Below are 25,432 nucleotides of genomic sequence, written 5' to 3'. Positions count from 1 at the left end.
GTACAGGTACGATCTAAATATCTACATAATAAGGAGAAATCTGATGCCGACATTACTAGTCAAACATATTGATGCGTTTAGCTCTATTCCAGGCAAGGGAAATCCTGCAGGTGTGGTTGTCGATGCAGAGAACTATACGGAGGAGCAAATGCTAGAGATTGCCGCAGCCGTCGGTTTTAATGAAACAACATTTGTGCTTCCATCTGAGGTGGCGGACTTCAAGCTTAAATATTTTACTCCTGGTCATGAAATGAACCTTTGCGGGCATGCCACGATGGCCACGATGTATGCACTGCATCAATCAAACGCCTCGTTTAAGAAGAACCTCAAAATAGAAACGAATGTGGGCATTTTACCTATCGACATCTCAAAAGACGAAGTATCTTTCCAAGTTACGATGCAGCATGCACCGCCCGAATTCAGAGAGTTTAACGGTTCTAGGGCAGATTTGGCTCATTCTATTGGAATTAGTGAAGAAGAAATACATCCTGATTTGCCAATTGTGTATGGAAGTACAGGGATTTGGACGCTAATTATTCCAATTAGTCGACTCAGTAGTTTTAAAAAGATGGTCCCACAATCAGAGCTTTTTCCTAGCATTTTGAAAGAAATGCCTAGGGTCTCCCTCCACCCAATTTGTCTTGAAACACGAGATGAAATAAGCGATATGCATGCTCGCCACTTCTCTTCTCCCTTCTCAGGAACAAAAGAAGATGCAGTGACAGGAACTGCATCCGGAGTGATGGGGGCTTATTATGTGAAGTACATCGATCAAGCTGCGCCCCTGCCTAAACAACTCTTGGTTGAACAAGGTCATGAAATGAACAAAGACGGCAAGGTCTATGTCCATGTGAGTGAGCAGAATGATGAGCTACAGATCTCCATAACAGGTACAGCCGTGTATGTTCAGGATATTGAAATAATAATCTAAACTGATTTCTCATATTGAATGGATTCGTCTACATCTCTTGCAGGAAAGAGCTTTACTTCATCAATTTTAGGCAGCTTCCTTAACAGCGTATTAGATAACCAGCTCACACTGAAAATTATCATCGCTATGCCACATAAGAACACCGGAACAATTGCGGTAAACGACTCACCAATAAATCCGCCTACTAAAGAGCCAAATGGCATACCGATCGAGGCTGCACTTGTCAAAACCGTTAATACACGTCCGATAAAAGCTGATTCAACCTGCTGCTGTATAGATGAGAACATTAAAATATTTATGATACCTATCGAAATGGCCCCAATACAAAAGAAGAGAATTGATGGAATTGCTGGAAGAACCGCAGCCCCCATCCATAGAAACCCTGTGAAGCTAAAGCTAACAATCGTAAGCATGCCGAAGCCATATTGTTTAATTCGCGGCGCAAGAAGAGCACCAATCATAATACCAAGTGATAAGGATGCGAGGTAGAAGCCGTACAACGCCTCGTTTCCGTTGCCTTTTATAAGAGCAAACGCAGGCATGTTCGGGATCATCACTCCCATTGCAAAGTTGATGAACACAATGGATACAATCATTTTTGGAATTAGTGATTCTTTCATATAATCAATTCCTGCTCGTAAATCAATCTTATACGTTTGCACGAGCAAGTTAATACTTTGTTTCTCTGTAGGTGCTGATTCTTGTTGAAAGGTAAAAAATACGTAGGTAAGAGAGGATAATAGGTGACAGATGGCCGTAATAAGAATGGCTTGAACCGGTCCAATTACAACGACTAGAATCCCTGCACCTGCGACAAAGACAATACTCATTCCTTCCCGGATCGTTTGCATGTAGGAATTAGCTTTTACAATATTCTCTTTGCCGACAATGATCGGCATAATCGTAGATTCAATGGGATAGCTGAATTGGGATATTAAAGCAACGATTAATAAAAGCATCATGACATAAAACACATTGAGGCCAATCGTAAAATAAAAGAGAGGAATCGTGACCAGAAGTAACGATTTTAACAACTCACTGCCAATTAAGCCTCCTTTGTAGGTTACATAATTAGCGAAAGGAGCGATCAGAAAAGCCATTGCACTTGCAAGGGTCAGAAAGAAGAAGGTGATCCCTGAGTAAAGCACACTCCCACTCATTTGAAGCACAAGCAGCATGCCTGATACAGCGTATACACCACCGCCAATCCCATTAATAAACACCCCAGATAATAAAATCAGGAAGTTACGCTCCCTTACAAAGGTTCCCCTCACTCGTCTTCCTCCTTCTCAAAATGCTTTATTTGAAATTCCACTGTATAAGGCTGTTGTTCTTCTGTTTCTTTCATAGACAAGCCACCATACTTAAATAGCAATTCTCGAAACTCCTCAGTTAATTCACCAAGTAATTTCTCTGAAAGTAACAAATGAGCATTATTGCTCTCTACATGATTAGCATATTTTTTTTCTTGCTCTGGACCTCTAAATAGCACTGCCTTTGACCGATAATACTTCTCCACTACACCCTTCTCTGTATCTACATGGTCAATTTCCAGAATGTCGTGTTTGAAAAGCTGTTGAACATGATAATAAATTGTTCCCGCATTTTTCCCTAGTTTTTCGGCTGTTTGCTTCGGCGTCATTGGTTCTTCATGAAGCATTGCAATGATTCGTGAACGAAGCGGATCAGAAATAATCTTCTGTTGTTTTAACGAAATGTCCATCATCTCTCGTTTTGACATGATACACCTTCTTTTGATTTGTTTTTTTTATTCGATTTAAAAAATTAAATCAATTGATTTAATTTTATTATACGATTTAACTTTTTAAATCACAAGTCCTAAAAAAGAAAAGAGGCACTCTTGCATACCTCTCTTCTCTTGTATCAAGATGTATGATTTTCAGTAGCTGGTGCTGTCACTTGAGCGCACTCGACCTTGGTTACCGCGCAATTTTTAAAATATCGCGCATTCCGCCTCTGATTTAGCGCCCTTTACCCTTTTATCGCGCATAACCTTTCCTACTCCAGTTAGTGAGCAATCATTTCATGAACAATTTCATCTGCATCCATGTCAGTTGGATAATAGGTTGGCCAGTTTGTTACTTCCTCTAACAATTCAGCCCGGTCATCGCCCCAATACAGATGAAAGTGAAATGCTTCTGTTGGAAAAATACTATGATCACTGAATTGAATGTACTCAGGCATCTCTTCTACTTCTTCATTCAATGCGAAGATAAATCTTACGCCTCTGTTTCCTTTTTCATACCTAAGGACTTCGTATCCATCATACACATAATCAGCGGAGTACTGTTCGGAATCTGTATAAAACGTAAATGTCTCTCCTTCAATGACAATACGATCGACATCGGTTTCATAGCCAACTTCATAATACTCTTTATATTCTTCTTCTGTCATATCTGCATTTTCTTTAGCCTTATGAGAGAAAACTTCATCCAACTCACCAGACTCTAAATATGGATACACAGATTGCCAATCACCTTGCCAGTCAGCAATCGTCCTGTCCTCAATTTGATCATCTTCAAAATACCCAGCATAAATCTTTTCACTCTCTTCATCATGAGCATGATTGTGAGAGTGCTCGTGATCGTCGATAGTAATTTCAACGGGTTTTGATTGCACATACGCTTCATGCTGACCATCAAAAAGAACAGCCTTCACTTGTTGTCCATCTACTTCAGCTGTTCCTAAATAATCTTTCCCTTCTTGATCAGCAACAATCTCCCACTCTGAATGTTCATCGTCTCGTATGTACCAATGCCAATCTGCAGAATCAACCTCTTCTTTTAGAACAGCCTTTAGAGTAATTGAATCTCCCGTATGATAATGATCAGCCAAGCCTTCTACAACCACTTCTTCCTTTACCTCATGGTTTACACTTTCCTCATTATCATGCGATTCAGTCGAAGCTTGATCTCCAGACTGGCAAGCTCCAAGCATCACTATAATAGCTATTGCAAAAATCGACTTTCCAAATAAATTTCCCATTCCTCTACACTCCTTTTGTAAATCGTAATCATTTCGATTTAATAGTATAGTATGAGTGTTGCTTACGTCAAGATAAAAAAAGAAGCTACCCAATCCGTCATGAATCATGACGGATCGGACAGCCTCAACTTTTTATTAATTTAATTATTACTGACGGTTCACTCATATCGATTAAAGGTCGCATTAGCAATGTCATGTACGCATTACAAAAACTATAACGTCAGACGTAAGACCCTCTGCTCACCAACCGGCCCCATGATTGTCTTACCTGTATCTACAAAACCAACCTTAGTATATAACTGTTGTGCCGCTAGATTTTTTTGATTAACAGCTAAACAAATCTCCTTACACTCTGGAAACTCTCTTCTTAAAAAAACTGGCAGCAAGCCCATTGCCTCTTTGGCAAAGCCTTTACCTTGTTCCACATAATTAATGGAAAGCGAGGTAAGTATCATCGCATCTGCATGATCCGTGAATTCTTTCACCCGCTCTGTTGAGTTCAATAAAAAGAAACCAACTGGCCTATCTTCACTTACTATCACTACTCTAAATTGCCCTTCTATTTGCTCGAGCTTCTGATTTGGTAAGGCTGTGAATTGCTCTTGCTCTGGAGGCAGTACAAAGGCCAACAACTTCTCTGTATGCTTCTTTGAAAAAAATAATAGCTTCACTTCATTCATTTGCTACTCCCCTATGTTCAGATATTGTGCTGTAGCCAAGTCTCCACTATCGCGTAACTAGATCCGTATCTGGAGGAGTATACCCTAACTGTCTACCTAATTTGACAATTTGTCCTTTATGATGAAACTCATGTGTTGTTGTATGTGTGTAGAGCCATAATGCTGTTAAATCAAGTGAAGAACCATCCCTAAGATTTAAACGAATCGATGCTTCCCACTTATCTTCATATGTACTCAAGAATGTATAAATCATCTCATCCGTCTGTCTAAACAGCTCTCTCATCTTATGAACACTTCTTATTTGCTTAGCGTCCACCTCAGAAAGCTCCAACTCAAGCGCTCGTTTTCCAAGCCAAATTTGATAGCATTCGGCAACATGCGCATGCAGATTTCGGATGGAGTCACCTCCGAATGATTCTAATTCTTTTACATAATCCTCTTCGGGTAAGCTCTCGCAATACTGAAATAAAGTCTCGCGTGTTTTTTGGATCCAATTATATTGATCTGTAAACAGTCCCATTTTGTATTCCTCCTGTCTAATTAAAGCGTGTGTCTTACATTATACCCCAACTCCATTCTATAAAAATAGACGCTGCTTGTTCTCCAAACACGACTAACATTTAATGGGAATCTGAATCTCACTTGAATGATTCTTTAGATCACTATAAAACAAAATGCCCAAATAAATTAAAACTGTTCTTTCCAAGATCTTTTGATATTATTAAGTTTAATTTATTTGTTAGGAATGTTGTCCATGGGAGAAGTAGATAACCTATCTAAAAGAAGATTATTCAAACGGTCCTTACTCATTGTGAGTCTTTCCCAAATGTTTGGCGGGGCTGGCCTTACAGCCGGTATCACAGTTGGTGCTCTTCTGGCCCAGCAAATGCTAGGCACGGAAGCTGTCACTGGTTTACCTACAGCTTTATTTACACTGGGTTCTGCTTTGGCGGCTTTTTCAGTTGGACGCTTAACGCAACGGTATGGTCGCCGTCTAGGATTGATTACCGGCTTCGGATTAGGCGGAGTGGGAGCCATTGGAGTTGTGGTCGCGGCTATTTTAAACAGCCCTTTGTTATTATTTCTATCGTTATTTGTTTATGGTTCGGGTACGGCAACGAATTTGCAAGCGAGGTACGCTGGAACTGATCTTGCAGAAACTAAAGAACGAGGCACGGCTATCAGCATCGCACTCGTCTCCACTACCTTTGGTGCGGTAGCCGGACCAAATTTAGTTGGCGTAACTGGTGAGATGGCGACCTTTTTTGGCATTCCTGAATTAGCCGGCCCATTCCTGTTGGCGGCGGGGGCTTTTTTTCTAGCTGGACTTATCATCTTTCTCTTATTAAGACCAGATCCTCTGCTTGTCGCTAAGCAACTTGCCAAACAGGAAAAACATTCTATAAATAGTGCTTCACTTTCGGATCCCAAAGCTAACACAAAAGGGGTATTTTTAGGGGCTTCCATTATGATTATTACTCAAATCGTAATGGTGGCTATTATGACTATGACACCCATTCACATGCAGCATCATGGACACGACATGAGCGCAATCGGATTAGTAATTGGCATACATGTGGGAGCCATGTATTTGCCTTCCTTATTCACTGGCTACCTTATTGATAAGGTAGGTCGACTCTCGATGGCCATTGCTGGGGGCATAATCTTATTAATTGCAGGAATCTTAGGGGCATTTGGCTCAGGACACAATCTGACAGTGCTGATGATTGCACTCGCTTTACTCGGCTTAGGTTGGAACCTAGGATTAATAAGCGGAACCACTCTAATCGTTGACCACACAACCATTCATAATCGAGCAAAAACCCAAGGGACTGTCGATGTCTGTATTGCCTTAGCTGGAGCTAGTGGTGGAGCATTGTCCGGGATGGTGGTCGCTTCATCTAGCTTCACGGTACTTTCCTTAACTGGAGGATTACTTTCTCTTGTTCTGCTCCCCTTAGTATTTTGGGTACTAAGAGAAAAGGACCAAGCCCAAAAATAAAACAGCGGATCTTTTGATGATCCGCTGTTTCCATCTATTCTTATAATCCCGCTTCGTAACGAAGTCTTTTGGCCAGCTCTCTAAATTGCTCTTCATCAAAGCCAGGAGCAAACTCCTCAGGAACCTGTTCCAAATCAGGAATTTCTCCCCCTTCTGGTGTACCGTCAACTACCTCGAGTTCACCCGGAGGTCCGATTGGTGTCGGGCCTGTCCAGATACGATTTAATAATCCATAGTCATCATCACTGAACCGATAGAGCTTACGATGTTCTCCGAGAGCTTCGTACTTACGTGCATGCTCAAACTTAGAATTATCTAAATCAGGCACCGGAAGCATTTTCATCATATTAACACCTGTAATCTCTTCTAATGCCTTCGCATAAGAGACAGCATGTACACTTCCACGCACTAATAAATATCCGACGAGTTCTCTAGCCGTCTCGTTATCCGTCATTTGATAGACACGCATTTTATGTGTTCTAGCTCCACATTCTAAATAGAAATTGTGAAGTAGGTCATTTACCAGGTTTCCACTGGAGAAAACATTATCACCACTCCAAGGTTTCCCTGCTGAATCTGCCGGAATTGCATTTTGTCCACCTAGTATAAAATTAAATTTATTTCCTAATCCTTGAACGGGTTCAAGAGGGGTATCATCTGGATTGGTGCTTCCGTTTCCAACAGAGCCATCCAAGCAAAGGTTTATAGTATTTGCAACAAGCTCTACATGTCCTAATTCTTCAGCTGTAATGCTTGCAATAAGTTCATAGAAGGGACGTAGCTTCTTCTTGCTACGAAAGTTAAAGGATTGAAACATGTAGTTATTGAGGGTCGACATTTCTCCAAAACGCCCACCTAATAATTCCTGAACAACACCTGCTGACTCTGGATCTGGTTGACTTAGTCTTGGTAAATCAATATGAAGCTTATCGATTCGCTTAAACATTCACAAAACCCCTCCATTTAATATATTGTCTAACAATACACCTCTTCCCCTTCTTACTTTAGGTAAAACATGGAATGGTCTATAAAAAATTTATAACTATAATTCCTTTCAACTTCCAAATCATTCGAAATAATATAGTTTGTGGCTTTGTTTTATTACTTATCACACACAAATGATCAAAAAAATAATATCAACCTTTATTATATTCTTTGATCATTTTTAAATGCGCTTTACTCAAATCCTTCTCTTTACCCAAAATTACACAGGATACTAAAACCTTCGTATTTCACAACTCCCTTATTAAGGAATTTAATAGTAGGGATTTTTCCTCATTTTTTTTTATCGCTTCAGAAGATTGAAACGAAGCTAAATGTTTATTATCCTGCACTATAGGCTAAGGAGATGAAAGTACAATAACAGGGGTCTTCTGCCATTCATAATTCATTTTCCCTTGGACAACCTATTAATGAATTCAAACCATAATTAATTGAGAAAATGACAGGATCCATCGCTCTGTTTCCAAGCGACTATAAATGTAACTGACTAGGAATAATATATAAACCACATATAGTAAAAAAGCCTGTCGGCAAAGCTGTTAATGAGACTTTGTGGACAAGCTAATTCTTTCTCAGTTATTCAAAAAGATGTCTATCTCTCCTCGCAGCTATAGATTTCATTTCACTTACTTCATGAAGGAGTTCATTAGAATGCAACTAGCCCATCTTCTTAATTCGCTTGGTCTAAACTATACTGTTCCTGATCTTATAGAGATTACAGGCATAGCTAACAATTCAAAGGAAGTCAAACCTGGCAATCTTTTTGTTGCCATATCCGGGCACGAAGCCGACGGTCATAAATATATAGATCATGCCATTTCTTTAGGTGCAGTGGCTATTATTGGTGAACGCAACTTACCAGATATGACTGTTCCTTATATTCAGGTGAAGAACAGCAGAAAAACATTGGCACTGGTGGCAAAGCAGTACTATTATCCAAAGAATACAAAGACCTTTATCGGTATAACCGGAACCAATGGAAAAACCACAACCGCTTTTATGCTGCGGCATATTCTTGAAAATAACGGGATGACCTGCTCGCTATTCAGCTCTGTCTATAACGAAGTGAACGGTGAAAAGAACGCTAGCAAAAATACAACCTCAGACTCACTCGAGCTTTATAAGCAGCTTGCAAACAGTCAAGATCAAATAGTTATTTTAGAAGTCACCTCCCATGCACTTATCCAGCACAGAGTAGAAGGCATTGAGTTTGATTGCTGTATCTTCACCAACCTAAGTCAAGATCACTTAGATTATCATTTAAATATGGAAGATTATTTTGAAGCAAAACGTCTTTTATTTACTATGCTGAAGCCTGCGGGGAAAGCAATTATTAATACTAATAATGACTGGGGTCTTACTCTTGCGGCTGACTTAGAGAGACGACATATACAGACCATAAAGCTATTTGGAGAAGAACAGGATTTTCATCTGGAGCTTGAGCAAGTAACCTATATAAAGGACCTGATGCAAATCGTGATTACTGCCCAACAGCAGCAAGGCTATATGATGCATTTATCCGTATTAGGAGAACACAATGCATTAAATGCAACCATGGCTTTTGTTACTGCTTTACAGCTTTCCATTCCCGTTAATCTGGCTATCTCTGCACTTGAAAGCTTTAGGGGAGCCCCTGGACGTTTTGAACGATACAAACATCCAAAGGGTGGAGAAGTAGTTATAGATTATGCCCACACGGAAGACGCCTTTTTTTATTGTTTAACAACCGCAAAAAAATTAGGGGCTAGACGAATTTTTCATGTCTTTGGTTTTCGTGGAAATCGTGACACAACAAAACGACAATCCATGATAGATGTCTCTCTGGAGTTAAGCGATTTTATCATTTTAACACTGGATGATTTAAACAATGAGACGTCCACTACGTTAAAAGCACAACTAGAGACATATGATCTTAATAACAAAGGAACGATTATCACAGATCGAATTAGCGCTATTAAAAAAGCCTGGTCTATGATGGAAGAAGGGGATTGGCTTTTTATTACAGGGAAAGGTCAAGAACCGTACCAACAGACAGTTACACACCCTCGCTCTGATGGTGAGGTAGTTGAGATGCTATTAAAGAGCCAAATAAGTCATTCAAGCTTGCTTGAATCACAATTTCTCACACAGCATCCCAGTAACTAATAACATAATGACGAAGCGACAAATTGACTCTTTGTCGCTTTTTTTATTTTTGATATAACCTAATCTACTGCTTACTACCTTCCACCGCTCGCAAATACATACATTGTGATCTGGCCTCGAATTGTACCCACTCTCTATACTGCTTTTCAGCCAGCGTTAACTCCGATTCACCATAGAAACCGTCCCGAACCATTTGCTTCCCCCTGCTTGTCATCACATCAGCCCAAATGTTAATTTTCTTCATAAAGTCCGGGTCCGATCGTGTCACCACTTCATCCTGTATATGAGTATGTATCTGGCTCAACCCGACCCGTCCATACATCTCTTCAAGATGATCGGCCATCTCATTATCCATACCAGCATCAGCTCTCCACTTTAGAAATGCACGATAAAATTGCTTCGTAGATTCTGGAGGCTCTGGTTCCCATTTAATTTTTTCATGATTATAATCAAGGATAATAATTTTCCCTCCTGGTTTTGCTGCAGCTATTAGCGTACGTAAAGCACGAACCGGGTCAGATAGCCATTGCAGCACCCTTGCAGAGGTCACCATGTCAAACTCGTTTTCAAATGGAAGATCATAAACATCCCCTTCCATAAAAGAAAGCATAGGTAGGTCGAGGGCGGATTCATTGGCCGTTTCAACGAATGCAGGATTCTGATCTATGCCAACGACTCTCCCGCGCGAACCAACGATTTCTGCTATCCCTTTAGTGATAGTGCCCGTGCCACAGCCAACATCCAAAACAGACATCCCCTCTGTTACCAATTCTGATAATCTTTTATGAGAAGTGTGTAACGTCCTTGCATCCAATATGCTTGATGCGCTCCCCGGAATTTCTGCCCTCTTTTTTGCTACATCTGAGTCCATGAAAACCTTCCCCCTTTATATGTGTACTTATATCAATTTCAAGACATCGCTTACGAATCCTGCAGAGTTTTGCATAAAAAAGCACATGCTTTGACAATAGATTTTACTATTAGGTCACTTGTGTTGAGTATACTCCTCCGTCCTCCTTCCCTCGCTAACCCAGAATGCGCGAATTTAAGGTCCCTATGCTCAAAAAAATCGAAACTGCGCAAATTGATGCGCAGTGCGCGCCGACTGGATCAAAAGTTTTGGTTCTTCGGCTGCCGCTCCCGAAAATGGGGACACGCTTACCGCGGGAAGGAAATGAGCTAACTCGACTCCGTCGATTTATCTCATTTAACCTTTTTATCCCGCAGGTGTCGGCCCTCCATTTTCGTCCGCTTGTTTAGATAGGTATTGAAATTAATATTTACACAATAATAAGTGCCTTACCTAAAAAAAGCACCAAGGCCCTTAACCTCGGTGCTGCTCGTCCTTAATCGTTTAAGCCCTTGCCATCAAGAATATGCTGAATATATTTCTCTACTCTCGCCTCTCTTGTTTCAGCCTTTTTTGGTTGAGCGAAGTGAAGGGTATAGGCGCGCTGACGGCCGGGTGTTAATTTGTAAAATGCTTCCTTTAATTCAGCATTTTCATTAAATCGCTGTTGGAGCTCTTCTGGTATAACAAGCTCTTTTTTAGCTAGCTCCACTTTCTTACCAGACCTCTCAATGTCAATAGCATCTTGAATATAAGCCGCTATCTCCGCTCTCCTATCCATAATTTCTTGAACATTGGTAAAGCGGATTTGCCGGGCTGCCTGTACATTTTCCGTTTGTTGGATGAGCATTTGATGCGGGTCTTTTAACAGAGCTCCTTTCATAAACAACAGTGCACAGTATTCCTTAAATCCATGGATTAACACGACATTTTTGTTCTGAAAGGTGTAGCATGGGTTCCCCCACTTCATTTCCTCTGTTAATTCAGAATGAGCTAAAGCTATGCTTCTTAGTTCTTCAAACTCATCACGCCAGTTTTTTGCTCTACTCATCCACTCATCTATTTTGGGGTTTGGTTCATTTGCCACAACACTCACTCCTCGTCACTAATCCAGCTGTGTTGGATCAAACTCTTATGTCCATCATACCGTTAAAGCTCTAAGAAATCATTTCTCCATGAGAACTAAAAAAATGGCTCCGGTTTATTTCCGAAGCACATTTTTAAAAAATAACGATCATCTCATACTATTCGCTTTTTGAAACGTTATTATGCGCTCACCAATTTCATCACGGACCCGTTGAAAAAAGGCCCATTTCTCTTCATCTGTCCCCCGTGCTTTAGCTGGATCATCAAAGCCCCAGTGCTGCCTCGTACCATGTTCGGGAGTGATTGGACATTTATCTGCTGCATCACCACATAGGGTTACAACCAGGTCAGCATTTAGTAAAAGTTGATCATCTATAAGATCCGAGGTTTGATTGGAAATATCGATACCTACCTTCTCCATTGCCTTTACCGCCTTAGGGTTCAAGCCATGTGCTTCAATGCCAGCACTATAAACATCCCATTCATTTGACAAATAATGCTTCGCCCAACCCTCGGCCATCTGGCTCCTGCAGGAATTCCCCGTGCAGAGAAAGTATATTGTTTTCTTATTCATTGTTATTCTCCTTTTAATAAATCAATAGTAGCCACATATATAGGCCTAATAAAGTGATAAATAATACGGGAATGGTAATAACGATACCGGTCTTAAAATAAGTTCCCCATGAGATCTTAACCCCTTTTTTACTAAGGACATGAAGCCATAATAAAGTAGCTAGGGACCCAATCGGTGTAATCTTTGGACCCAGATCTGAGCCAATCACATTAGCATAGATTAAAGCCTCTCGAGTGATTCCCGTTGTATCCGTTCCCGCAATGGCAATCGCATCAATCAATACGGTTGGCAAGTTGTTCATGACAGAAGATAGGATAGCCGCAATAAATCCCATTCCCATCGTCGCCATAAATAATCCCTGATCAGCCGTTATTTGAATCACATCCGATAACACATCAGTTAAGCCAACATTTCGTAAGCCGTAAACGACAACGTACATTCCAATTGAAAAAAAGACAATATTCCACGGTGCCCCCTTTATCACGGTACGAGTCTCTACAGCCGGGCTTCTTCGTGCCATCAACAAAAATGAGACGGCAATCACACTGGCAATAACGGAAACTGGAATATGGAGGAACTCACTTACTAAATAGCCAATTAATAATACGCTTAGTACGACCCAAGCTAAATGAAACATCCTCAGATCTTTAATAGCCGTTGCAGGCTTTTGAAGCTCTTTAAAATCATAGTTCGCAGGAATATGTTTTCGAAAATAAAGATACAGAACCAAAATACTAGCTGCTAATGCAAAGAAATTAGGAACAATCATTCTTGTTGCATATTCAACAAAACCAATCCCAAAAAAATCAGCCGAGACGATATTCACCAGATTGCTAACAACCAAGGGATGCGAAGTGGCATCTGCAATAAAACCACTAGCGATGATAAAAGGAAAAACCATTTTTTCATTAAAATGTAGAGATCGCACCATAGATAAAACAATCGGCGTTAGGATTAAAGCCGCCCCATCATTTGCAAAAAAAGCGGACACCAGAGAACCTAACAAGCAAACATACACAAACATACGCACTGCATTGCCTTTGGCTAACCTCGCCATATGCAAAGCAGACCATTCAAAAAAACCAATCTCATCAAGGACTAACGAAATAATAATGATAGCAATAAAAGTTAATGTCGCATTCCAAACAATACCCGTAACATCAAGGACATCCGAAAAACTGACGACCCCAGCAAGTAAAGCTAACAACGCCCCACCGCACGCAGACCAACCAATATTTAATCCTTTTGGCTGCCAAATAACAAATAGAAGCGTCCCAATAAAAATGACGGACGCCAAGAAAATTGAAGTCATCAGTTCTTCTACCTCTTCCAGTTCTTATTCCACATCTTCTTTTGTATAGAAATATTCCCATTCAATACCGTTAGGATCTCTCACCCAGAATTTGTCTTGAACAGCATAACAGCACGTTGTATTCATTTCCTCTCTAATGTGTATGCCCATTTGTTCTATTCTTTGCTTATGTCTCCCGATTTCTTCTTTTGCAGTGACTTGCACACCTAAATGATTGACCTGATTCCCTCCAACATTCGCTACCTCACGCAGTGTTAAATTCAGCGCTGGCTCCTCTGATAGGAATTTTACATAATCCTCTTTTTCTTTAACTGGTTGTAAGCCTAAGAAACGCTCATAAAACTGCTTACTTTCAGCTAAATTCTCAACATTTATACCAATATGCACGTATGTCATAAATCCCTCTCCCTTATATCAATTTTTTTTGATTAAATAGACAAATAGAAAGATCATTTTTTGGACGGTTTTAACACACAACATAATTCCTCGGATAATAAATGATCCATAACCCCTTCATTAACACTGTAGTAGCTCCAGGTTCCTTTCGTCTCTTTGTGCAAAAGATCAGCATTCATTAGGATTTTCAAATGATAAGAGAGTTTAGATTGAGGCATCTCCATTTCATCTACTAAATCACAGACACATGTTTGGCCCCATGTGCTTAATAAGTGGATCAAATGTAATCTCTTTTTATCTGATAAAGCTTTAAACCGTAATTCAAGAAGCTCAAAGCTAGGTGTAACAACACTTTTACAATCAGCCATTTGACCACTCACTCTAATCACCTCCATTAATCAATTTTTTTTGATTAATTAAACAATACATGAGAATCTATAATTAAGCAAGAAAAAGAGCCAACCCTACGGTAAGCTCTTGAGCAACATATTAAACCTTCTCAATAACATAGGCTTGCTTCGACCTATAATACTTTTCTCCGTCATCAGAGGAGTGCTCAAAAAAGCCCTCAAATGTATTTGTTACTTTAAATTCCCGATCAGGATGAGAAAATAACTGGTTCTCATTAGATGAGAGTACAATCGCATCCGTTTTAGAAATAAACTGATCAATATCAGCTGCCACGTAGTGCGTGCCTACTTCTAATTCTTTAATTCCACTCATGTTTACATCCTCCTTCTATTCTAATAAGCATCTACTCCTCCTCTTTCCGCTGATGAGCAATTATAAACATTCATATTAAAATTGTGTTTTTAAGGTTATATTATTTCATTATTATTCAACTCTTATCGCACGATCCTTCCACCCTTTTAATAAGAAAATACTTAGCAACAACGCAATCATCATACATCCGACCAGAATACGCAGAATAATCATATATCCAATAGCTGCTCCTCCAAATCCCATGATCACAGTGCCGAGCGGAATACTAACGAACGTAATTAATCTCCTAACACTAAAAACTCTTACCCTAATTGAAGAGGGAGTCATATCTAACCAAGCCCCTCCTACAAACATTATTAATAAGATGAATAGAATTCCTAAAACAAAACTTGAGGCAATTAAAAAGTAGAGATTTTGTAAGATCGTTACTAGGAACACAACAATCGCCATTAGAAAGACAAAACCCGCAGATGCCAAACCTGGTCGCTTTGTACGTTTAGCTATTTTTATGAAGATGAGAGAAGTAACGATCATACCTACACCATATGCTGATGAAAACAAACCATAAAACACTTCATCATTATCATTTCCAATGGGCATCTCAGAGATAAAAGCAGGTAACAGCTGATAAAAGGAGGGAACAACCAAGCTATTAATTATGCCAATGACTAATAGAAAAACAAGCAATTGCCTTTCCACAATCCATGACCAAGCGCCTCGCACATCCAACATTAATGATGTAAACGAAACTTTTTCAGTTGTTGGGTAAAGCTTACGATCAGACAGAAGTAGACTGGATGACCATATGTAAAGAAAAAAGATTGATATAAATATCGAAACTGCAGCAACAATTGAGGTCATCTTCAACAAGCCTGTTGCAAGTAAAGCACCACCCACCATAGGTGCAATCACTCTTGCTAGTTGAGGATGAAGCTGAATAAGCAAAGCTGTACGATTAGATGTCCATCGCTTTGGAGCTAAATCCGCCATAGATGTCTCGAGTGCTGCTCCATATAACGAAAACGAACTCTCCAGTGTGATAACAACACATGCCATAAACAGCACCATTAAAAAACCAGTAATCCATTCCGAATACGGTAGCAATAAACTTAAAATGATTAAAAACATAAGGATCTGCATAAGTAGCAGAAAATTTTTTCTATTCACCTTATCAATCAGACCGGAAAAGAGAACCACCACGACAGTAGACACTAAATTCCCGATAGCCATGATCACCCCCAAAACATCCCCTCCACCAGAAGGAGACTCCGAGATAAACCAACTCATAGTAAAAATAGTTAACGCATAAGAAAAGAATACTAAATAACTAGGTGTCCAAATTTTCAAAAATTTTATTGTGTACTTGTCCATCCACTCATCCTAACTCTAAGATCTAATTATCCAATACCTTACTTTTAATCAAGTATATGAAAATACCCTCGAATTGTCTATTTCAATTATGTAAGAAACCAACTAAATAATTCCCAAAAAGAGTAACATTTTCTGTATACTGATTCTAAGTTTGGCATTTAGAGGAGGCTTAAAAATGAGTAATATTATGAAGCTATTTTTATTCATCAGCATCTTACTATGCACCATTGGTCTGATTATGGTGATAGGTAGTACCCATTTCGGTGTGTCTAGGGCTGATTCATGGGTACAAGCATCTGCATATGATACATTCGATCCAGAAATATATTTAGCAAGGATGCAGGCATACATAAATAGCTTTCAAATTATTGGCGGTATTCTTATAGTGGCTGGTTTATCTGCATTGATAGGAGCGATATTAAAAACAGTGAACTTTCAGAAGTAAGGAGGGTTTTCTATCTTCTATCGTAGACTACTCGATTTTAATTTAATCACGCACCGTAAAAATTTTCGCGCAAACTCTATGTTCAAAAAAATGATCTAAGAGTAAATATGTAAATGTTTTTATTTGGTATTTCAACATTATTAGTTGAGAAAGAATGAGGACTATCATGAAACATAATATCTATACGCTACTAATTACTTATGTATTATCTACACTGTCCATTTCATTGTTCCAGCCAACAGATAACCTTCTTGGTGGTGGGAATTTCTTGCATGATGTACTCATTATTAGTATATACACGTTACCTGGTTTGTTTTTATATCTTTTTCCGCTGTCTTTTGCTATTAACTTTGTCTCCCAGAAGGCGCCAGATGCGAGATTTGCATTTTCATTTAATATGTATATTGCAGCCGGGCTGGCTCCTGTTTTTCTTTTGGGTTTCTTGGCGTTATTTTCACTGATTACATCACTTATCTATTTTGCAGTGGGTGAAGTGCTGAGACTCTACTACCTTAGAAATAAAGTAGTTGGGGATTAGCATACTCACCCAATGAAAGGAGTTCATATCAATGAAAAGGCTCGCCATCCTTACAGTTGGTAAAACTCATAGTGGTAAAAGTACATTTGCACAGGCATTAGAAAAGGAACTTCCTAACTCCTTGGTTGTTGATCAGGATAACCATGCTGAATTTCTTAACACCTATTATAGAAAGATACAGCCACAAACCAGTCCTAATATCCTTAAGCAATCTATTTCAAGACTCATTGTTGAATATGCTAAAGAACATTCTGATGTTCATATTATCGCTAGCAATTCTAACCGTTCAAGAAAAAGTAGAGATTATCTACTTAAAGAAATATACGATAACGTCGAATTCATTCGTATTCTAGTCCATCTTGATATCCCTGATCGTGTGATCTAGAACAGAGTGGCTACTAGCTGTCGCAGCACCAACATATTTAGGAACACAGCTCTTACATTCGAGGATTTATTAAAGCGCCAATATGCAGAGGCTCTTGGGGAAGATATCGTAGACCCCACAGAAGATGAAGCAGACTACTTATTTGTGATTAAAAATAGCAAGCAAATTAGTTCTGTGATCAAGCAAATTATTGAACTTAGCGAGGGAATTAGGGGGAGATAAGTTTGAGGTTAAAGCGTGGTTATGGATTAAACGCCGAGGGTTTTATTATAAGCGACGTGAGTATCGACAAGATTAATTCTACCTTCAAGCCATGTATTCAGGCATCCGTTGAGAGTTTAAAAATGAATTTCACCCATCAGCTCCACAGTGTGTATGTATACGGTAGTGTACCGCGAGGCGAGGCCGTTCCAGTGCAGTCTGATCTAGATCTCATCGCGCTGTTTCATAGTGATCTAACCCCTGAGGAATTAGCCGAACTTAAAAATCTTTCTATTGAACTTTCTCAAATCTATCAATCACTTGTTCGAGAAGTTGGTATAGCCATCGCTTATTACGACTACACCATGGACCCTGCTAATTATTATGAAAATGCGTTTCTGAAGGAGATCTCTATTTGTGTATACGGTGAAGACCTTGGCCAGCACTTTGGTCCATACAAACTAACCTCAGAGATTGCTATCAGCTTTAATGGTGATATCTGTGAAGCTCTGCTTCGCGCACGTAAACGATTGGAAACAGCTACTTCGGTCGAAGAGTTTCATACATTCACAAAGAATTTTGCCCGCAAGCTCATTCGCACCTACTATTCAATGGTAATGGTCCGATCTCAAATATGGACGACTCGACTTAACGAACAGGCTGAGGTATTTACTCACTACTTTCCTAGCAAAGAACAAGTTATTCAAACTCTGATAGAATGGTTAATCAATCCACCAACTAATCGTGAGTTAGTAATGAGTTTGTTTAAAACCGAGGGTGAATGGGCGTGTAATCATTTCATTCATGAAGCAAATATTCAAAATTAAACGAGTTAGCCGAGGAGAAAAGAATGAACATATACTGCAAAAGTGCATTACATCAAATTAAGTTTGCATTAATTAAGACAATTGAGATAGCTGATCAACTAACTCCTGAGGATTTGCATAAAAGACCAACACCAGATAAACATTCTATTAGAGAGCTACTAGAGCATTTGGCTTTAATATGTCAAGCCGATTTATTGATTGCTTCAGGCGCATCACAGCAAGAAATGGATGAATATTATGCAAAACATTCTATAAAAGAATTTGATCAGATAAAAAAGAGTATGCTGGACAATTACAGCACACTAGAAGAAACGTATTTAAACTATTCGGATGAGGAATTAAAAGCGCCTGTTACTTCCTTTTGGGGAGTCACATACACGAGATATGAGTGGTTACTAGAAATCGTTGCCCACCTATATCATCACAGGGGTCAGCTCCATGCAATACTTGTTCATTATTATAAGATGGATTTGAGGGTGCAATTATTTGAATAGGAGAAGATGCGACCAATATTCATATAAATTTTTATTAAATGAGGCTAGGTTAGTACCCAGCCTCAGCATAAGGAGCTTGAAGATTATTACCCAACTCCATCTTTTTATGTTAGATAAAATGAATAGTTAATTGCCCTTTTCCATAAATCTCTTTATCACTTCTTCTGTAGCTTTAGCAATTAACTCGTCATCTGTATCTGCCTCTTCTTGATCACGACTCGATAAGACAGCAATGATTATGGGTTCAGAATCTGGTGGCCAAATGACACCAATGTCGTTTCTCGTTCCGTATGCGGCTGATCCCGTTTTGTCTCCAACCTTCCATTCTTCAGGAACCCCAGCACGAATTAAGTGATCTCCAGTCGTATTACGAATGAGCCAATCATTTAGTAATTCTCGCTTCTCCTCTTCTAATCCATCACCCACAGAAAAAGTGTATAAGCTTTCGGCTAACGCTTTTGCAGTACTTGTATCTCTGGTTTCTCCTGGTTTCACATCATTCAGTTCTGTTTCGATTCGTTCGGGCTGCGTCACGTCATCGCCAATCTCACGTAACGATTGTGCAAAGCCTTCCGGGCCTCCAATCTCGTCAAAGATAAAATTAGCTGCGGAGTTATCACTATAACGTATGGATGCATCACTTATTTCTTTTAATGTCAGACCTGTATCAATATGCTGCTCGGTGATTGGACTGTACGTAACTAAGTCCTCCTCTGTGTATGTGATTCGTTTTTCTAATTCTTCCATTGTTTTTTGTTGAAGGAGCACACCTACGGCTAGCGCCTTATGTGTTGAAGCATAAGCAAATCGCTCATCTTCCTGATAGGCAACAGCAGTCTCTCCTCCAGCTTCAAATGCATAAATCCCCAATCTAGCATCATATTCCTCCTCCAGCTTACTAAGCTGCTCCTCAAGTGAAGGTTCATCTGCAGCTACCGATGGAGAAAGGTCTTCTGTTGAACAACCGGCTAATGCAACCAAACCAACTATCGTTGCCATTATGTATCTTTTCATATTTATCATTCCTCTCTAAAATTAAGATTACAACTGTAATCAATATTACAAATGTAATCTTATGCTGTCAAATGTTTTTTCCACGTGATATGATGACAATGTGAAAAATACTAGAAGGGAGGACGGATATGTTTTTATCTAAACTTCTTGTTTCTATCCTATGCATAACCATGATGGCTGGTATCATCTTTACAATCCGCTCTGTTTTCAAAAACTACTTATCAGTAAAATGGCGCTATCGTCTATGGTATCTATTTATGGCGTCTTTAGTCTTGCCCTTTTTACCGTTACACTCGCTTCTTTCAATTATTCCAAGTCAAACATCACTACCTGTTCAAACTGACAGTGCACAAGAAGGCGCTTCACCCATTCAATTAGAGCAGTCAGGATGGATAGCTGATCTTAGCACCTCTGTTTATAAAACGGAGTATACTTGGCTTTTTTTAATCCTGTTGTCTATATGGTCCATTGGAGCTTTATTGTTGATACTTGTTTTGCTTCGTTCCATGAGACAAATTAAACATCAAATAAAGACAGCATCACCCGTACAAAGTCCAATCGTACACACACAATTTCATTGGTGTTTACAGCAGATAAGATTTAATCCGAACATACAGTTACTTGAAACCTCTGCCATACAGTCCCCCATTGTCTTTGGGTTCTTTAGAACATATTTGCTTGTTCCAAAGAAACTGGATCAAGATCTATCAACAACTGAAATTCGCCATGTACTCATGCATGAGCTACAGCATGTGAAGTTACATCACCCCAAAACCAATGCTATTTTTATACCTTTTCAAATCATGTATTGGTTTCATCCACTTGTTTGGAAAGCGTTCAAATCAATGCGTTTGGACCGTGAAATGGTGTGTGACACAGCCGTTATTCAATCCTTAGGGATGAAACATAAGACATCCTACGGCCGCACCCTTATCCGTTTTATGGAGTTAAAGAGTAACCAGCCAACTTTTACTCATATTAGTAACGAGTTTGGCGGAGAGAAGTCACATATTAAAGAGCGAATTAAACATATTGCCTACTTACAAGTTCACTTGAAGAAAGGTTTACTAATCTTCGTCAGCTTGTCATTGCTGGTCCTTGCCCAGATCCCTCTGATCGCTACAGCAACACCTGCAAATTCAACCTATCAATTTGACGATCACAACGCTGATTATGAAGAGTTAGATGATTACTTCCATAAGCAGGATGGAAGCTTTGTTTTATTTAGTGAGAAACAGAATCGTTATACCATTCATAATAAACAAGGCAGTAAAGAGCGGGTGTCTCCCAATTCAACTTTCAAACCTTTTAGTGCTCTATTCGGATTAGAAATGAATCTCTTTCATCCAGATACAGCTGTTGAATGGGATGGAACAATGTATGAACATGAAGAATGGAATCAGAATCAAACCTTGGATACAGCTATGCAGTATTCTGTGAATTGGTACTTTGAAGATATAGAGGCAACTATTCAGTACGAGAAGATGCAGCAGCTTATAAATCAAATAAGTTACGGGAATCAGATGATTGCCAATTCAGATAAGCCATTCTGGTTAGAATCCACTTTAAAAATTTCGCCCGTTGAGCAAGTAGAGCAGTTACGTTCACTTTATCAAAATGATTATGGTTTTCAGGAAGAGACAGTCCAGAGTGTGAAGGACTCGATGATGCTTACAAAGGATGAACGAGGTGTTTTTTATGGAAAAACAGGCACAGGTATCGTAAATCAACAAGCGGTAAATGGCTGGTTCATTGGCTTTGTAGAGACGAAAGATGACATTTGGTTTTTTGCTACGAATATACAGAGCAATAAAGAGGCTTGGGGCTATGAAGCTGCCCAAGTGACATATAAAATCTTAGAAGATAAGGGAATTTATAAAGGTGGGGTCGAGAATGAATAGAGAGTTGCCTAGTATTACAGAGGCAGAGTGGGAAGTTATGAAGGCATTATGGAAACAGTCACCCAAAACTGCAAATCAGATCATTAAAGATTTGAATCAGCGTGTGGACTGGAAGCCAAAAACGATTCGCACATTACTCGATCGATTAACTAAAAAACAAGTGGTAGAAGCAAATAAAGAGGAGAGAATCTATACCTTCTCTCCTCTTTACACAGAGGCCGAATGTAAACGTTCTGAGACAAAGTCCTTTGTTAATCGTGTCTACGAGGGCACAACTAAGTCTATGCTAGTCCAATTTCTTGAAGAAGAGACCTTAACTAAATCTGAGCTGCAAGAGTTGAGAGATCTTCTTGATGATAAGATTGAGTAAATAGTATATTGACATTATAAAATTTTTTGAAAGGAGTTTTCATGTTTACACCCTCTGACCGTACTGCATTAATGGATGATTTAAAACGCTTCACATCCACACTAAACAGGGTACAAGCTCTAGTACTCGTAGGTTCAGGGTCTTCGGGTTTCAGAGATCGTTATTCTGACCTTGACTTACTTGTTGTGGTGAAGAATTCGGAAGACGTAGAACCAATTAATCAGCAGCTGAGTGAATACTTGCAATCAACATTCTCTATTCTGAAAGTAAAAACATATCGTCATAAAGAAGACATTTTTGTCACCTGCTTCTTTTTTGATCACTATCTTGAGTTAGATCTTGGTGTCTGGTCTTTTGAACAATTAAGAGCAACCAAACCCAATTGGATTGTTCTTTTTGATAAAGACAACACGGTTTCAAATAAACTTGCATCCACTTTGAATCATGAGTCTCAGCCAAGTGCAGATGAAGTCAAAGAACAGTCGTTGAGCTTAATATGGCAATTTGTTCGAGGTGCAGCTGTTGCTATTAAAAGAGGTCAATTCATTAAAGCAGTTAAAGACCTAGATTATATTCGTGATCACATCATCCAAATCCTTTGTTTACAAAATCAAATGAGCTACGACTTTGATAGGGCAATCGATTTATTAGATAACAACTATACTACTAAATTACGTTAGACCTATGAAGTGAAAATGAACTTTGAGTGCCTACGAGATAAACTTTTTGATATCGTACACCTTTATTTTGATGTGACTGCCCTTGATTATGAAGAAGTTGGTGGTGATAGAATTATGTTAGAGGCATTTCTTCAGGAGATATTTATGAACGATTTTGAAAAGGATATTGCTAAAAATACATAAGGGGGGTATAGTATTTTGTAAATGGGAGTGATTATAATGCAGCGCAATTATCACGTAGGAATACTGCTGTTTGATTATGTAGATGCTTTAGACTTTTCAGGTCCTTATGAAGTTTTTAACCTAACGACTTTTAATGAGAGCGATGTCATGAAGCTTTTTACAAATACTCTGGATAAAAAACCATTCAAGGTAAGCACAATATCTCATTACGGCAAGCAAATCACTGTACACAACGGTTTAAAAGTTCTTCCTGACTATAGTTTGGCAAACGCACCCACTTTCGACATCATTATTGTTCCTGGGGGGCCATTAAAAGCCATTAAGCTTGTAGAAAAGAATCAGGAGATCATCAACTGGATTGCTGGATATAAGGATAAGCTAGTGGCGTCAGTCTGCACCGGCGCATTCTTCTTAGCAAAAGCCGGCTTGCTTCACGGTAAGAAAGCAACAACAAACCGGTCAGCTTTGGATTTGTTAAATATCCGTTACCCCTATATCGAAGTTATTCGAGGTACAAAATATGTAGACGAAGGAAATATCATTACATCAGCAGGAGTGTCTGCTGGCATTCAAATGGCATTACACGTAGTTCGAAAATTATTTGACGAAGAAACAGCTAGACGTACCGCTCATACGATTGAATTAGATTAAAGCTGAAGAGCTTTTTAATTTACAGTAGGGAGGTTATTATTATTTCTCATTTATATACTTTAGGAAAATGGCGACCATGGATGGACATCAGAATCAAGTTATCTTAGATAAGATTCTTCAAGGCTCTTGGTAAATCTCTGTAGATCTTGCTGTCATGCCTGTTCTTCTTGCTACCGGGGTTCCGTTCTTGGTAAATCACTCGTACCTCTTGCTGTCCTGCCGATTCTTCTTGCTACCGGGGTTCCGTTCTTGGTAAATCACTCGTACCTCTTGCTGCCCTGCCGATTCTTCTTGCTACCGGGGTTCCGTTCTTGGTAAATCACTCGTACCTCTTGCTGTCCTGCCTGTTCTTCTTGCTATCGGAGTTCCGTTCTTGGTATTTCTTTCGTGCTTCTTGCTATCCTACCTGTTCTTCTTGCTATCGGGGTTCCGTTCTTGGTATTTCTTTCGTGCTTCTTGCTGTCCTGCCGATTCTTCTTGCTATCATGGCTCCGCTCTTGGTATTTCTTTCGTACCTCTTGCTGTCCTGCCGCTTCTTCTTGCTACCGGGGCTCCGCTCTTGGTAAATCACCTGTACCTCTTGCTATCCTGTCCATTCTTCTTGCTATCTAGACTCAGCTCTTGGTATTACTCTCGCACGTCTTACTGCCCCACCCGTTCTTCTTTCTAAAGCACCCTACTCACTACTCCACCTGTCTGTTTCTTAGTTGATACGCCATAGAAAACGCGATACATGCTCCTGCGCCTAGTACTCCATATTTTGCGATATTAAGTATTGTTTGACTGGTGGTGTGGTACGTAGTGACGCTTGAAAAAGTCCCTACTGTCTTGCTTTCAATAAAAACAGTTGGAATAAACAAGCTCATGCCAATCCCTATAAATAATCCTAAGACTCCAAATTTAAGTATGCTTCCCCAGTTCATCATATTGTCTCTTCCTTCACTATGTAGCTTTTTAATCATTGTTATTAACCACATAATTTTACCAATATCTTTGTTAAAATCATAGTCTGTCCTGCGTCTTTATAAACAAAAAAATCCGAACGATCACGTCAATACTCAGCACTGACGTGATCGTTCGAATTTATGTTTGTCTGCTTTCCGTATAACATAAAAACCATTTCATAATTAACGATCTTCTTCCCGATAAAACACCATTCCAGCATGATAGAGGACGTCATCTCGGAATTCTCCGTCTGCAGAAAATCCAGTATCATCCTCGTAGTAAATCTGGTTGCCTTCTATCATGTAATCTCCAGTATATGCACTCTCTCTGTCACCACGTGCTTCATCATATCGCCCATCTGGCAAGAGCTCTTGGCGTATATATCCGTCCTCTGTTATCCACATCCCCACATATGGATGGTCGTCATCAACTAGAATTTCCTCCTCTTCAGTATCTGACGGACTGTTGCTATCCGTCACTAGCTGCTCTTCTTCAATTACTTGATCACCGGTTGAACAAGCACTAAAAATTATTATACATACAAAAAGCAAAAAAACTTTATCCCATTTTTTCAAAGTGATCAGCTCCCGACATAAATTAATAAGGCTGGGACAGTGAACGTTTAGTTATGTCCCAACCTTCATTATGAGCTAGAAGAACCAAGCACTAATAGAAAATTACCAGCGAATCATTGCCTAATTCTCCATTATTGTTTATTAA

Annotated in this window: 29 protein-coding genes and 1 pseudogene; 13 read left to right on the top strand and 17 right to left on the bottom strand. The window is 39.4% G+C overall.

What is annotated here, in order from left to right; genetic code table 11:
* Nucleotides 1-43 precede the first annotated feature (43 nt).
* On the top strand, nucleotides 44-931 hold the full coding sequence (locus FN960_RS13715) for a PhzF family phenazine biosynthesis protein (RefSeq protein WP_143849297.1): 888 nt from the start codon (nucleotides 44-46) through the stop codon (nucleotides 929-931).
* Here the strand turns inward: FN960_RS13715 and FN960_RS13710 are convergent.
* The 5 genes from FN960_RS13710 to FN960_RS13690 all read right to left on the bottom strand — a co-directional run bounded on the left by FN960_RS13710 (nucleotide 928) and on the right by FN960_RS13690 (nucleotide 5,137).
* Nucleotides 928-2,205, bottom strand: a complete 1,278-nt coding sequence (locus tag FN960_RS13710; RefSeq protein ID WP_260682007.1) for an MFS transporter — start codon at nucleotides 2,203-2,205, stop codon at nucleotides 928-930. The genes FN960_RS13715 and FN960_RS13710 overlap by 4 nt on opposite strands.
* Nucleotides 2,202-2,672, bottom strand: a complete 471-nt coding sequence (locus tag FN960_RS13705) for an ArsR/SmtB family transcription factor (RefSeq protein ID WP_143849296.1) — start codon at nucleotides 2,670-2,672, stop codon at nucleotides 2,202-2,204. The genes FN960_RS13710 and FN960_RS13705 overlap by 4 nt, the downstream gene beginning before the upstream one ends.
* Before the next feature lie 287 nt (nucleotides 2,673-2,959).
* Nucleotides 2,960-3,937 carry a ZinT family metal-binding protein gene (locus tag FN960_RS13700; RefSeq protein ID WP_143849295.1) on the bottom strand — a complete coding sequence of 326 codons (978 nt, stop codon included), beginning with the start codon at nucleotides 3,935-3,937 and terminating at the stop codon, nucleotides 2,960-2,962.
* A 212-nt stretch (nucleotides 3,938-4,149) separates the two neighbouring features.
* Complete coding sequence (locus FN960_RS13695; RefSeq protein ID WP_143849294.1) at nucleotides 4,150-4,617, bottom strand: GNAT family N-acetyltransferase; 468 nt, start codon at nucleotides 4,615-4,617, stop codon at nucleotides 4,150-4,152.
* A gap of 46 nt (nucleotides 4,618-4,663) precedes the next feature.
* The gene (locus FN960_RS13690) at nucleotides 4,664-5,137 is read right to left on the bottom strand and encodes a DinB family protein (RefSeq protein WP_143849293.1); all 474 of its coding nucleotides are present in this window, start codon (nucleotides 5,135-5,137) and stop codon (nucleotides 4,664-4,666) included.
* 234 nt (nucleotides 5,138-5,371) lie between these two features.
* Between FN960_RS13690 and FN960_RS13685 the strand changes: the two genes are divergently transcribed.
* Nucleotides 5,372-6,619 (top strand): MFS transporter, encoded by a 1,248-nt coding sequence (locus FN960_RS13685; RefSeq protein WP_260682006.1) that lies wholly within the window; start codon nucleotides 5,372-5,374, stop codon nucleotides 6,617-6,619.
* Nucleotides 6,620-6,659: 40 nt separating this feature from the next.
* Here the strand turns inward: FN960_RS13685 and FN960_RS13680 are convergent, their stop codons facing one another.
* Nucleotides 6,660-7,565 carry a manganese catalase family protein gene (locus FN960_RS13680; protein WP_143849292.1) on the bottom strand — a complete coding sequence of 302 codons (906 nt, stop codon included), beginning with the start codon at nucleotides 7,563-7,565 and terminating at the stop codon, nucleotides 6,660-6,662.
* A 707-nt stretch (nucleotides 7,566-8,272) separates the two neighbouring features.
* Here FN960_RS13680 and FN960_RS13675 point away from each other — a divergent pair.
* Nucleotides 8,273-9,766, top strand: coding sequence for a UDP-N-acetylmuramoyl-L-alanyl-D-glutamate--2,6-diaminopimelate ligase (locus tag FN960_RS13675; protein WP_185971039.1), 1,494 nt, complete (start codon nucleotides 8,273-8,275; stop codon nucleotides 9,764-9,766).
* Between the two features lie 64 nt (nucleotides 9,767-9,830).
* On the opposite strand, the gene FN960_RS13670 is transcribed toward FN960_RS13675, so the two are convergent.
* The 8 genes from FN960_RS13670 to FN960_RS13635 form a co-directional block, all read right to left on the bottom strand.
* Nucleotides 9,831-10,637 (bottom strand): class I SAM-dependent methyltransferase, encoded by an 807-nt coding sequence (locus tag FN960_RS13670; RefSeq protein ID WP_143849290.1) that lies wholly within the window; start codon nucleotides 10,635-10,637, stop codon nucleotides 9,831-9,833.
* 475 nt (nucleotides 10,638-11,112) lie between these two features.
* The gene (locus FN960_RS13665; RefSeq protein WP_143849405.1) at nucleotides 11,113-11,667 is read right to left on the bottom strand and encodes a YdeI/OmpD-associated family protein; all 555 of its coding nucleotides are present in this window, start codon (nucleotides 11,665-11,667) and stop codon (nucleotides 11,113-11,115) included.
* Between the two features lie 183 nt (nucleotides 11,668-11,850).
* The gene (arsC, locus tag FN960_RS13660; RefSeq protein ID WP_143849289.1) at nucleotides 11,851-12,276 is read right to left on the bottom strand and encodes an arsenate reductase (thioredoxin); all 426 of its coding nucleotides are present in this window, start codon (nucleotides 12,274-12,276) and stop codon (nucleotides 11,851-11,853) included.
* A gap of 13 nt (nucleotides 12,277-12,289) precedes the next feature.
* Entirely contained in the window at nucleotides 12,290-13,588 is a 1,299-nt protein-coding gene (locus tag FN960_RS13655) for an arsenic transporter (protein ID WP_143849288.1), read from the bottom strand.
* A 24-nt stretch (nucleotides 13,589-13,612) separates the two neighbouring features.
* Nucleotides 13,613-13,984 (bottom strand): ArsI/CadI family heavy metal resistance metalloenzyme, encoded by a 372-nt coding sequence (locus FN960_RS13650; RefSeq protein WP_143849287.1) that lies wholly within the window; start codon nucleotides 13,982-13,984, stop codon nucleotides 13,613-13,615.
* A gap of 53 nt (nucleotides 13,985-14,037) precedes the next feature.
* A complete protein-coding gene (locus tag FN960_RS13645) occupies nucleotides 14,038-14,352 on the bottom strand; it encodes an ArsR/SmtB family transcription factor (RefSeq protein WP_143849404.1) in 315 nt (104 codons plus the stop codon).
* 121 nt (nucleotides 14,353-14,473) lie between these two features.
* Entirely contained in the window at nucleotides 14,474-14,707 is a 234-nt protein-coding gene (locus tag FN960_RS13640) for a hypothetical protein (RefSeq protein ID WP_143849286.1), read from the bottom strand.
* Nucleotides 14,708-14,818: 111 nt separating this feature from the next.
* A complete protein-coding gene (locus tag FN960_RS13635; RefSeq protein ID WP_143849285.1) occupies nucleotides 14,819-16,078 on the bottom strand; it encodes an MFS transporter in 1,260 nt (419 codons plus the stop codon).
* Nucleotides 16,079-16,253: 175 nt separating this feature from the next.
* Here FN960_RS13635 and FN960_RS13630 point away from each other — a divergent pair, with 175 nt between their 5' ends.
* The 5 genes and pseudogenes from FN960_RS13630 (at nucleotide 16,254) to FN960_RS13610 (ending at nucleotide 18,968) form a co-directional block, all read left to right on the top strand.
* Nucleotides 16,254-16,523 carry a hypothetical protein gene (locus tag FN960_RS13630; RefSeq protein ID WP_143849284.1) on the top strand — a complete coding sequence of 90 codons (270 nt, stop codon included), beginning with the start codon at nucleotides 16,254-16,256 and terminating at the stop codon, nucleotides 16,521-16,523.
* 166 nt (nucleotides 16,524-16,689) lie between these two features.
* A complete protein-coding gene (locus FN960_RS13625; RefSeq protein WP_143849283.1) occupies nucleotides 16,690-17,061 on the top strand; it encodes a hypothetical protein in 372 nt (123 codons plus the stop codon).
* Nucleotides 17,062-17,092: 31 nt separating this feature from the next.
* A pseudogene (locus tag FN960_RS13620) lies at nucleotides 17,093-17,668 on the top strand (AAA family ATPase).
* Between the two features lie 2 nt (nucleotides 17,669-17,670).
* On the top strand, nucleotides 17,671-18,474 hold the full coding sequence (locus FN960_RS13615; protein WP_143849282.1) for a nucleotidyltransferase domain-containing protein: 804 nt from the start codon (nucleotides 17,671-17,673) through the stop codon (nucleotides 18,472-18,474).
* Nucleotides 18,475-18,497: 23 nt separating this feature from the next.
* Nucleotides 18,498-18,968, top strand: a complete 471-nt coding sequence (locus FN960_RS13610; RefSeq protein ID WP_143849281.1) for a DinB family protein — start codon at nucleotides 18,498-18,500, stop codon at nucleotides 18,966-18,968.
* Nucleotides 18,969-19,094: 126 nt separating this feature from the next.
* Here the strand turns inward: FN960_RS13610 and bla are convergent, their stop codons facing one another.
* Nucleotides 19,095-19,991 carry a class A beta-lactamase gene (bla, locus tag FN960_RS13605; RefSeq protein WP_143849280.1) on the bottom strand — a complete coding sequence of 299 codons (897 nt, stop codon included), beginning with the start codon at nucleotides 19,989-19,991 and terminating at the stop codon, nucleotides 19,095-19,097.
* Between the two features lie 119 nt (nucleotides 19,992-20,110).
* Here bla and FN960_RS13600 point away from each other — a divergent pair, with 119 nt between their 5' ends.
* The 5 genes from FN960_RS13600 to FN960_RS13585 are packed head-to-tail and all read left to right on the top strand — an operon-like array spanning nucleotide 20,111 to nucleotide 23,767.
* Nucleotides 20,111-21,883 (top strand): BlaR1 family beta-lactam sensor/signal transducer, encoded by a 1,773-nt coding sequence (locus tag FN960_RS13600; protein WP_143849279.1) that lies wholly within the window; start codon nucleotides 20,111-20,113, stop codon nucleotides 21,881-21,883.
* Nucleotides 21,876-22,253, top strand: a complete 378-nt coding sequence (gene blaI, locus FN960_RS13595) for a penicillinase repressor BlaI (protein ID WP_143849278.1) — start codon at nucleotides 21,876-21,878, stop codon at nucleotides 22,251-22,253. Before FN960_RS13600 ends, blaI begins: the two co-directional genes overlap by 8 nt.
* 41 nt (nucleotides 22,254-22,294) lie before the next feature.
* On the top strand, nucleotides 22,295-22,933 hold the full coding sequence (locus tag FN960_RS13590; RefSeq protein WP_143849277.1) for a nucleotidyltransferase domain-containing protein: 639 nt from the start codon (nucleotides 22,295-22,297) through the stop codon (nucleotides 22,931-22,933).
* A gap of 15 nt (nucleotides 22,934-22,948) precedes the next feature.
* Nucleotides 22,949-23,116, top strand: a complete 168-nt coding sequence (locus FN960_RS22850; protein WP_185971038.1) for a hypothetical protein — start codon at nucleotides 22,949-22,951, stop codon at nucleotides 23,114-23,116.
* Nucleotides 23,117-23,152: 36 nt separating this feature from the next.
* Entirely contained in the window at nucleotides 23,153-23,767 is a 615-nt protein-coding gene (locus tag FN960_RS13585; protein WP_143849276.1) for a DJ-1/PfpI family protein, read from the top strand.
* Between the two features lie 683 nt (nucleotides 23,768-24,450).
* Here the strand turns inward: FN960_RS13585 and FN960_RS13580 are convergent.
* Both FN960_RS13580 and FN960_RS13575 read right to left on the bottom strand, forming a co-directional pair.
* Nucleotides 24,451-24,729, bottom strand: a complete 279-nt coding sequence (locus tag FN960_RS13580; protein WP_143849275.1) for a hypothetical protein — start codon at nucleotides 24,727-24,729, stop codon at nucleotides 24,451-24,453.
* A gap of 165 nt (nucleotides 24,730-24,894) precedes the next feature.
* A complete protein-coding gene (locus FN960_RS13575; RefSeq protein ID WP_260682017.1) occupies nucleotides 24,895-25,149 on the bottom strand; it encodes an Atu4866 domain-containing protein in 255 nt (84 codons plus the stop codon).
* Nucleotides 25,150-25,432 lie beyond the last annotated feature (283 nt).

The organism is Alkalicoccobacillus porphyridii (assembly GCF_007293315.1).
In the GTDB taxonomy this organism is placed as follows: domain Bacteria; phylum Bacillota; class Bacilli; order Bacillales; family Bacillaceae_D; genus Alkalicoccobacillus; species Alkalicoccobacillus porphyridii.
This window is presented reverse-complemented; position numbering and strand designations above follow the sequence as displayed.